Source organism: Streptomyces aureus (assembly GCF_001418135.1).
Lineage (GTDB): Bacteria > Actinomycetota > Actinomycetes > Streptomycetales > Streptomycetaceae > Streptomyces > Streptomyces aureus_A.
In genome coordinates this window covers 1-8,521 of record NZ_LIPQ01000120.1, presented here as the reverse complement: position 1 = coordinate 8,521, position 8,521 = coordinate 1, and the positions used below count along the sequence as shown (strand labels likewise).

10 protein-coding genes and 1 pseudogene are annotated in these 8,521 nt (G+C 72.1%); 4 read left to right on the top strand and 7 right to left on the bottom strand.

Features of this window, described 5'->3' with window-relative positions; genetic code table 11:
- A partial coding sequence (locus tag AOK00_RS12450; protein ID WP_055600383.1) for a hypothetical protein occupies window positions 1–920 on the top strand: 920 nt, incomplete at its 5' end.
- Window positions 921–936: 16 nt separating this feature from the next.
- On the opposite strand, the gene AOK00_RS12445 is transcribed toward AOK00_RS12450, so the two are convergent.
- A complete protein-coding gene (locus AOK00_RS12445; protein ID WP_055600382.1) occupies window positions 937–1,413 on the bottom strand; it encodes a GNAT family N-acetyltransferase in 477 nt (158 codons plus the stop codon).
- Window positions 1,410–2,378: a LysR family transcriptional regulator gene (locus AOK00_RS12440; RefSeq protein ID WP_055600381.1), complete on the bottom strand. Its 969-nt coding sequence runs from the start codon at window positions 2,376–2,378 to the stop codon at window positions 1,410–1,412. Before AOK00_RS12440 ends, AOK00_RS12445 begins: the two co-directional genes overlap by 4 nt.
- Window positions 2,379–2,565: 187 nt before the next feature.
- Here AOK00_RS12440 and snpA point away from each other — a divergent pair, with 187 nt between their 5' ends.
- Window positions 2,566–3,222: a snapalysin gene (gene snpA / locus AOK00_RS12435; RefSeq protein WP_055600380.1), complete on the top strand. Its 657-nt coding sequence runs from the start codon at window positions 2,566–2,568 to the stop codon at window positions 3,220–3,222.
- A gap of 79 nt (window positions 3,223–3,301) precedes the next feature.
- Here snpA and AOK00_RS12430 read toward each other — a convergent pair whose 3' ends face one another.
- The 3 genes from AOK00_RS12430 to AOK00_RS12420 all read right to left on the bottom strand — a co-directional run bounded on the left by AOK00_RS12430 (window position 3,302) and on the right by AOK00_RS12420 (window position 4,700).
- Window positions 3,302–3,721, bottom strand: coding sequence for a DUF6304 family protein (locus tag AOK00_RS12430; protein ID WP_055600379.1), 420 nt, complete (start codon window positions 3,719–3,721; stop codon window positions 3,302–3,304).
- A gap of 42 nt (window positions 3,722–3,763) precedes the next feature.
- Window positions 3,764–3,997 (bottom strand): hypothetical protein, encoded by a 234-nt coding sequence (locus AOK00_RS38270; protein WP_173861549.1) that lies wholly within the window; start codon window positions 3,995–3,997, stop codon window positions 3,764–3,766.
- Between the two features lie 121 nt (window positions 3,998–4,118).
- The gene (locus AOK00_RS12420) at window positions 4,119–4,700 is read right to left on the bottom strand and encodes a dihydrofolate reductase family protein (RefSeq protein WP_055600378.1); all 582 of its coding nucleotides are present in this window, start codon (window positions 4,698–4,700) and stop codon (window positions 4,119–4,121) included.
- A gap of 110 nt (window positions 4,701–4,810) precedes the next feature.
- On the opposite strand from AOK00_RS12420, the gene AOK00_RS12415 reads away from it, so the two are divergent.
- Window positions 4,811–5,386 carry a TetR/AcrR family transcriptional regulator gene (locus tag AOK00_RS12415; RefSeq protein WP_055600377.1) on the top strand — a complete coding sequence of 192 codons (576 nt, stop codon included), beginning with the start codon at window positions 4,811–4,813 and terminating at the stop codon, window positions 5,384–5,386.
- A gap of 12 nt (window positions 5,387–5,398) precedes the next feature.
- On the opposite strand, the gene AOK00_RS12410 is transcribed toward AOK00_RS12415, so the two are convergent.
- Window positions 5,399–6,442, bottom strand: coding sequence for a family 2 encapsulin nanocompartment cargo protein polyprenyl transferase (locus tag AOK00_RS12410; protein WP_173861551.1), 1,044 nt, complete (start codon window positions 6,440–6,442; stop codon window positions 5,399–5,401).
- A gap of 105 nt (window positions 6,443–6,547) precedes the next feature.
- A complete protein-coding gene (locus tag AOK00_RS12405) occupies window positions 6,548–7,966 on the bottom strand; it encodes a family 2B encapsulin nanocompartment shell protein (protein ID WP_055600376.1) in 1,419 nt (472 codons plus the stop codon).
- A 304-nt stretch (window positions 7,967–8,270) separates the two neighbouring features.
- Here AOK00_RS12405 and AOK00_RS12400 point away from each other — a divergent pair.
- Window positions 8,271–8,521 (top strand): annotated as a pseudogene (locus AOK00_RS12400) (N-acetylmuramoyl-L-alanine amidase); the annotation flags it as partial.

The following is an 8,521-nucleotide window of genomic DNA, read 5'->3' as shown; positions in this document are numbered from 1 at the left end:
ACGTCGAAGAGCACGCCCTCGCCCGGCCGGTCGAGGGCGTGCTCTTCGACGTGGAGCACAACGGCTTCTGGCATCCCGACTGGAGCCCGCGGCCCACGGATGCCTCCGAGGCGCTGAAGGTCGCGCGGGCCGAGTCGGCGGGCGTTCCTCCGTTGGTCCCCGTCTACGGCCACCGCTACCTGCCCGGCACGCCGGGTGCGTGGGGGCACCCCGTGCTGTCCGTCCACCAGACCGACGTCATCCTCTACGGGAACGACCTCGCCGACTACGTCCGGCACGAGTTCGCCGGGTGGGCGAGCAGCCTCACCGCCCACGCCACCGTCGGCTTCTGGTCGTACTTCGTCGAGGGCGGGCCCGGCATCGACGTCACCGCGCCCACTCCGTACGCCCCCTACGCCGTCACCCCGCAGGAGGCCGTCGAGTGCCTCCGGATGCTGGCCATCGAGCGGATCATCGGCCGGCGGCCCTCGCCGGAGCAGTTGGTCGAGGCCGGCCTCACCGCGCTGCTGCTCGACGTCGAGACGGAGTCCCTTCCGCTGCTCGCCGGTCTGACCCGGTCGGAGCACGAACGCGCCGACGGTCTCTTCGAGCGGGTTCTCGGCGAGCTGGGGCTCGCCGACGCCCTGCCCGCGGACGACTCCGGCCCTCCGTGGGAGGCCGCCCGCTGGGAGCTCGTGCGCTGGTGGCTGCGGCTGATCGTGAACGGGAGTCTCGCCCCGGGCGCCGGGGGTGACCTCATCACGTACGAGGGCTGGGGCGCCCTGGCCCGGCCGCGGGCGCTCCGGCCGCTCTTCGAGGCGACCGACGCACACAACGACTGGGCTGCCGCCCGGGCGGGCTCGCGCGAGCAGCTCGCGGCGGCGATCGTCACCGAGGCCGAGCGGCTGCTCACCGGGCCCTGGCCGCCGCCCGGCGACTGAGTCCCCGCGGCCCCGCCTACGCCTGCGTGCGGAGGCTGTAGCGGTGCTTCTCCTTCGACGTGGCGCCCAGCCGGTCGTAGAAGCGGATCGCGCTCTCGTTCCACGCGGGGGTCTGCCACTGGATCTCGGCGAGCCCGAGCCGGCTCGCCTCCGCACGGACCGCCGCCATCAGGAGCGGGCCCAGACCGTGGCCCCGGGAGCTCTCCGTGAGGTAGAGGCAGTCCATGTGGAGGTACTCCGCGCCGTCCCAGGTGGAGAGCTCCGGGGCGCAGCTCGCGTAGCCCGCGAGGGTGTCGTCGGGGAGGACGGCGACCAGGCAGCGGAGGCGGGGCTGTTCCGTGTCGAAGAGAAGCGCGGCGAGCCGGTCCGCGAGGCCGGGGGCCGGGGGCGCCGCCTTCTCGTACGCCGCGTGCTCGGCGATGAGTTCCACGACCCGCGGCAGGTCCTCGGGGCGCGCGTGTCGGACCAGGGCCCGTGCCGGGTGTTCGCTCATGCCGTCATCATGCACGGTCCCACCGACAGCCTCGCGGCCGTCCCCTGCCGTCGCAGCCACTCGCGGTACGGGGCCGCCCTCAGGGCCACCTCCCGGTAGGCCGCCGCGAGTTCCGCGTACAGCGTGTCCAGGGGAGCCCCGGGGCGCGCGTACAGCAGGAGCCGGACGGCCAGCGGGTCGCCGCGCAGCGGACGGACGGCCATGTCCTCGCGCGGGACCGAGGTCGGCTGGCAGGGGGCGACGGCCTCGCCGAGGACGATGAGGGAGGCGGCCGTGTGGTAGTCGCCGTGCAGCAGCGGCGGGTCGATGCCGGCGGCGTCCAGGACCCGGCGGAGGCCGTCCCATTCGCCGTCCACGGTCGGGTCGACCATCCAGTGGTCGCCGGCCAGGTCGGCGAGGTCCACCTCGGGCAGGGCGGCGGCCGGATGGTCGCGGGCCATGGAGACGAACTGCGGTTCGCGGGCGACCAGGACCCGTCCCTTGAGGCCCTCGGGGACCCGTAACGGGCAGCCCTCCACCTCGTGCACGAAGGCCACGTCGAGCTGCCCGGCGGCGACGCTCCGCAGCAGCGCGTTCGCGGAGACGTCCATCCGCAGGCCGATGTCGGTGCCGGGCAGCCGCTGGCGGAGCCGGCGCAGCCAGCCCGGGAGCGCCCGGCTGGCGGTGGAGCCGACCCGGAGCCCGAGTCCGTCGCTGCGGGCGGCGGCGGCCCGGGTCTCGGTGACGAGCGCCGCCATGTCGGCGACGAGGGGGCGGGCCCGGCTGAGCAGGGAGCGGCCGAGCGGGGTGGGGCGGCAGCCGGTGCGGCCGCGGGAGAAGAGCTCGGCGCCCAGGGAGTTCTCGATGCGGCGCAGCTGGGTGGTCAACGAGGGCTGACTCATGCCCAGTTGGCGGGCCGCCTTGTGCAGGCTGCCCGTGTCCGCGATGGCGCAGAGCGCGCGCAGGTGTCTCACCTCCAGCTCCATGCCCCGAGGGTAGGGCGGCTCCCTGGCTCGCACCAGATACCCGGAACCCCTCAATCACCTTTGTTTTCAAGGGAGTTGGGGGTGTTTCGACCAGGTGATGCGGTGATGCTATCGCCGGTTGACATCATCCCCACGCGCACCGGCTCCCCCGAGACTCTCTCCCATCCCCTACAGGAGGAGCCCCCCCATGCGTCACCCCAAGGTCCTCACCTCTGCCCTGGCGACCGCCCTCGGCCTCGGTCTCGCCGCCTCGCTGGGCGCGGCCCCGGCCGTGGCCGCGAGCGCCCCCACCGGAGTCCCGACGGCCGGCAACACCGCCGTGGCGTACGCCGGTTCGGCCGAGGAGGCGAAGGCCAACCAGGCCTTCTTCGACGCCGTCGTGAAGTCGGTGGCGAAGAAGCGGGCCGCCGCTCCCGGCGCGGCCGCCGTCACCGTGGTCTACAGCGCCGCCAACGCGCCGAGCTTCCGCAGCCAGATCTCCCGCTCGACGCAGATATGGAACAGCTCGGTGGTGAACGTCCGGCTCGTCGAGGGCAGCAACCCGGACTTCCGCTACTACGAGGGCAACGACTCCCGTGGCTCGTACGCGAGCACCGACGGTCACGGCAGCGGCTACATCTTCCTCGACTACCGGCAGAACCAGCAGTACAACTCCACCCGCGTGACCGCCCACGAGACCGGGCACGTCCTCGGGCTGCCGGACCACTACAGCGGTCCGTGCAGTGAGCTGATGTCGGGCGGCGGCCCCGGCACGTCCTGCCAGAACGCCCAGCCGAACTCGCAGGAGCGGTCCCGCGTCGACCAGCTGTGGCGCAACGGCCTCGCCTCCGCGTTCAAGAGCTGAGCACCCGGAGAACGAGAAGCGGCGGCGCCCCTCCCCGGGGGCGCCGCCGTCCTCGTTCTCCGTTCCGGTACCCGTGCTCTCAGGCCGCCTGAAGCAGTCGGCGGCCGAAATCGGCGCCGGGCGGCAGCTGGCGCCTGACCCGTTCGAGCGCCCCGTCGAAGTCACCTCCGGCGACGCACGATTCGAAGGCGGCGCCACCGTAGTGCAGCGTGAGGCTGAGGTCCGCGCGCTCACCGAGGGTCAGCAGGCAGCTCAGCGTGGCCTGCTGGGAGGCGCCGTCCATGACGACGGGAAGAGGCAGGTCCCACTCCAGGACGCAGGCGGTGAGGGCCTGCCCACCCTCCGCCGCCGCGGTGAGCGCGGCGAAGCCCTCGCCCGTGTACTCGATCCCCCTGATCCGGGTGGCGACGCGCCGCCCGTCGGCCGTGATGACGATCGCTTCCGCGCCGCTGCGGTCCCGGTACCAGCCGGTCCAGACTTCCGTCGACTCCGATGACATGCGCGGACTGTAGCCGTACGAACGGCTCCGGCGCGCGTCCGGTCACCCCGTGGCCTGACTTCTCCCGATCTCGCCCTTCTTGCCGGTCACGTGCGTGCTCGCGGCTTCCGCACCCGCGACAGGGCGCGTACCCGCGGCCACGTCGGCGGCCGTTTCCACGCTTTCGCCCAGGTCCGCTTCCACGCCCCGGTGGAGCGTGCAGTCCGGGTTGCGGCAGGGCTGCACTTCCCACTCCGGCACCCAGGCCCCGAGGACCTTGTGCCGGGTGGCCGTCACGGCTCGCGGCTGCCCGCAGGCCGGACACCTGTGCTCGGCCCTGGGGTCCCGCGTCGTGTGAGGATCCTCGTCACCCATACGTCCAGGGTAGGACGGCTCGCACGGGAGCGCCTGCCGCCGATCACCGCTTCCTGGTGTACGTACGGACGAACGCGCCGTTGCCGAAGACGCGCAGGTCCTTCAGCTCGAAGTCGCGCGGCTCGAAGTCGGCGCCGAACATCGGCATGCCGGAGCCGTACACCTGCGGATAGGTCTTGATGACCAGCTCGTCGATCTCCTCGATGAGCTCGCCGGCGATCGTGGAGCCACCGCAGAGCCAGATGTCCAGCGGGCCGTCCTCGGCCTTCAGCTCGCGGACGCGGCCGACGAGGTCGTCGCCGATCAGCTCCACATTGGGGTCGGGCGACTCGGCCAGCGAGCGGGTGGCGACGACCTCCCGCAGATGGCTGTACGGGCTGGTGATGCCCATGTCCAGGGCGATGCGGTACGACCCCAGGCCCTGGACGACGGTGTCGAACCGCTTGTTCTCGGCGTCGATCCCGAGCATCTCCCGGCCCTGCGCCGAGACGGTCTCCGGGTACTCGCCGGTCAGGAACTCCAGGAACTCCGCGTCCACGAACTGGTACATGGAGGTGGCATCGCCCTTGGGGTCACCGATGAAGCCGTCGATGGTGCAGGCGATGAAGTACGTGAGCTTGCGCAAACCGGTCCTCTTCCACTTCGGATCGTGGCCGCGATCGCAACCACGACGGTTATAGTGCTTCACCTGTAGTGGTTACGCAAGCCCTATTTTCGAAGAAGGAGGAACACGACATGGCGAGAAACCCCGAACGACGTACGGCGCTGCTCGACGCCGCCATCCAGGTCCTGGCGGACGAAGGTGCCCGCGGGCTGACCTTCCGCGCGGTCGATGCCCGCGCCGGGGTCCCCACGGGCACCGCGTCCAACTACTTCCGCGATCGGGACCAGGTGCTCTCCGAGGTCGCCGACCGGATCTTCGTCCGGCTCACCCCCGAGCCCGGAGTCATCGAGACCGCCATGCTGCCCGCGCCGAGCCGCGCCCTGGTCTTCGAGCTGATGCGCCAGGTCGCCCAGCGGCTCGCCGCCGAGCGCACCTGCTACCTCGGGCTCTTCGAGCTCCGCCTCGAAGCGGTGCGCCGCCCCGAGCTGCGGACCCAGCTCACCAAGGTGCTCCGGGGCGATCTGGACGCGAACATCCAGGGGCATCTGGAGGCCGGGATGCCCGGGGACGCGGACACCGTCCGGCTGCTCTACTTCGCCCTCACCGGGCTGCTGCTCGACCACTTCACGGTCCCGGGCCTGCACGGCGACCGGGACCTGGACGACCTGATCGAGACCGTGGTCAACCGGATCGTCCCCGAGGCGTGACGCCCCGGGGCCTCAGCGCGTGCGCCGCGTGACGAACTCCGCGAGCGCCAGCATGTCCCCCGCCGCCGCCGGGTCCGGGACCGCCCGGGCCAGATGCTCGACGGCGCGCCCCATCCGCTCGGCCGCCTGGTCCTGCGCCCAGTCGCGCCCACCGGCCCGCTCGACCGCGTCCGCGGCCGCCCGTACCGCCGCGGCGTCGAGGACCGGGCGGGCGTACAGCTCGGCCAGCTCGTCACCCGCCGGCGTCCCCGAGGCGAGCGCCGCCACCACCGGCAGCGACTTCTTGTGGGCGACCAGATCGGCCCCGGCGGGCTTGCCCGTACGGTCCGGGTCGCCCCAGATCCCGATGAGGTCGTCGATCAGCTGGAAGGCGAGGCCCGCCTCCCGGCCGAACGCGTCCATCGCCGCGACCTCCTCCTCCCCCGCGCCCGCGTAGAGCGCGCCGATGGCACAGGAGGCGCCGAGCAGCGCGCCGGTCTTGGCGGTGGCCATGGCCAGGCACTCGTCGAGGGAGACCTCACGCGGCGCCCGCTGCTCGAAGGCGCAGTCCGCCTGCTGTCCGGCGCAGAGCTCGATGATGCAGGCGGCGAGCCGGGCGGACGCGGCCGCCGAGGCGGGGTGCGGATCCTCGGCGAGCATCCGCAGGGCGAGCGCGCTCATCGCGTCACCGGCGATCAGCGCGTCCGGGATGCCGAAGACCGTCCAGGCGGTGGGCCGGTGCCGCCGGGTCACGTCCTCGTCGACGATGTCGTCGTGGAGCAGGGTGAAGTTGTGCGCGAGCTCCACCGCGGCCGCGGCCTTCACCGCCGAGGTCTCGTCGGCGCCGAGCGCGCGGGCCGCCGCGAGGACCAGGGCGGGCCGGATGGCCTTGCCCGGCTGCTCCGTGGCCGGAGTGCCGTCGGCGTGCTCCCAGCCGAAGTGGTACATCGCGACCCGCCGCATCGAACCGGGCAGGGTCTCGACGGTCGAGCGCAGTTGAGGATGGACGGCCGTCCGCGTCCGGTCCAGGAGCCGCACGGCCCCCTGACCGTCGGTGACGGCGTCCCCGCCGGTCATGGTCAAGGTCACTTCCTTCGTCTCCTCCGTGGCGATGCTGGCGGCGACGAGCCGGGTGCGCCCGGGGGCGGGAGGGTTCGGTCCCCGCCCCCGGGCGTCGTCGGCTCAACGCCAGCGGCTGACCTCGACGTTCTCCAGGACACCGAGGGCGTCCGGGACGAGGATCGCCGCCGAGTAGTAGGCCGTGACCAGGTAGGAGATGATCGCCTGCTCGTCGATGCCCATGAAGCGGACGGAGAGACTCGGCTCGATCTCGTCGGGGATGCCGGTCTGGTGCAGACCGATCACGCCCTGGTCGGCCTCGCCCGTACGCATGCAGATGATCGAGGTGGTCCGGGCGTCCGAGACCGGGATCTTGTTGCACGGGTAGATCGGTACACCGCGCCAGGTCGGGATGCGGTTGCCGTTGATGTCGATCGTCTCGGGCACCAGTCCGCGCTTGTTGAGCTCGCGGCCGAAGGCGGCGATGGCGCGCGGGTGGGCGAGGAACAGCTTGGAGCCGCGGCGGCGGGAGAGCAGCTCGTCCATGTCGTCGGGGCTGGGGGCGCCGTCGTGGGGCTGGAGGCGCTGCCCGTAGTCGCAGTTGGCAAGAAGGCCGAACTCCTTGTTGTTGACCAGCTCGTACTCCTGGCGCTCGCGGAGCGCCTCGACCGTGAGCCGCAACTGCTGCTCGGTCTGGTTCATCGGCTGGTTGTAGAGGTCGGCGACGCGGCTGTGCACCTTCAGCACGGTCTGGGCGACGCTCAGCTCGTACTCGCGGGGCGAGGCGTCGTAGTCGACGTACGTGTGCGGGACGACGGCCTCGCCGACGTGGCCCGCGGAGAGGTCGATCTCGGCCTCGCCGTACTTGTTGGTCCGCTGGTGGGGCAGGGCGGCCACGCTCGCGAGGTGGGCGGCGAGCGAACCGGCCCGCTCCGCGAGGTTCCGCACGTCGTCCCTGGTGAGCTCCAGGACCGTACAGGCGGTGGCGGCGCGGGCGGACCACTCCCAGGTGGCCTCCGGGTCCACGAGGGCGTTGTCGCCGAAGTAGGCGCCGTCGGCGAGGACTCCGAGGACGGCCTCGTCGCCGTACGGCCCCTCGCCGATCTGCTCGATCCTGCCGTGCGCCAGGAGATGGACCCGGTCGGTCGGCTCGCCGGCGACGACGACGACCTCACCGGCCGCGTACTCCCGCTGGCGGCAGCGGGCCGCGAGCTCGGTCAGGGCCTCCTCGTCCTCGTAGCCGCGCAGGACGGGGAGTTCGCCGAGTTCGGCGGGGATGACCGCGACGCGCTCTCCGGTCTGGACGAAGGTGACCCGGCCGTCACCCACGGAGTAGCTGAGCCTCCGGTTCACCCGGTACGTACCGCCCTGGACCTGGACCCAGGGAAGCGCCCGCAGCAGCCACCGTGAGGTGATCTCCTGCATCTGCGGCGCCGACTTGGTGGTCGTGGCGAGGTTCCGCGCGGCCGCGGTGCCGAGACTCTGCTGCGGCGCCTGCTGCTCCGCGACGCGGACCTCGTCGCCAACCGAACCAACGGACATGGAACTCCCTCTCGTATGACTGACTTGCGAGACGAAGCCTTTCAGCACTCAGCGTGTCGGCGCCATTACACATTCGAGTGGGACTGTTCGACGATCTTCGGGGCATGTCACGTGATTTCCATCCGAACAGCGGAGCCCCACCCGCCTCGCGGGACCCTGTCCGGATCGGCTCGCACACGGCCCGAACGGATGGCGGCGGAGGGGCGGACTCCGGTACTCCGGAACCTCCGGCACTCCGAAACCCCCGGTACTCCGGACTCGGGCGCTCCGGAAGCCCCCACCCGTCCCCCGAAGGGAGTCGGTCATGTCCACCCCCATGTCCGCGAGCAGGTTCCTCGACGCGCTGCGCGACGCGGGCCTCGCGGTCGTCCAGGTCGGCGCGTGGTCCACGCACAACCGCAACCACAAGGGCCCCTGGGGCCCCGTGCACGGCGTGATGATCCATCACACGGTGACCCGCGGCACCGCCGGCACCGTCCGGATCTGCCGGGACGGCTACGAAGGCCTGCCGGGGCCGCTCTGTCACGGCGTCATCGCCAAGGACGGCACCGTCCA

Coding starts and splice junctions, on each gene's coding strand:
- snpA (WP_055600380.1), top strand. CDS start 2,566: ATGCGTCACCCCAAGGTCCTCACCTCTGCCCTGGCGACCGCCCTCGGC.
- AOK00_RS12410 (WP_173861551.1), bottom strand. CDS start 6,442: ATGACCGGCGGGGACGCCGTCACCGACGGTCAGGGGGCCGTGCGGCTC.
- AOK00_RS12430 (WP_055600379.1), bottom strand. CDS start 3,721: ATGTCATCGGAGTCGACGGAAGTCTGGACCGGCTGGTACCGGGACCGC.
- AOK00_RS12445 (WP_055600382.1), bottom strand. CDS start 1,413: ATGAGCGAACACCCGGCACGGGCCCTGGTCCGACACGCGCGCCCCGAG.
- AOK00_RS12405 (WP_055600376.1), bottom strand. CDS start 7,966: ATGTCCGTTGGTTCGGTTGGCGACGAGGTCCGCGTCGCGGAGCAGCAG.
- AOK00_RS12415 (WP_055600377.1), top strand. CDS start 4,811: ATGGCGAGAAACCCCGAACGACGTACGGCGCTGCTCGACGCCGCCATC.
- AOK00_RS12440 (WP_055600381.1), bottom strand. CDS start 2,378: ATGGAGCTGGAGGTGAGACACCTGCGCGCGCTCTGCGCCATCGCGGAC.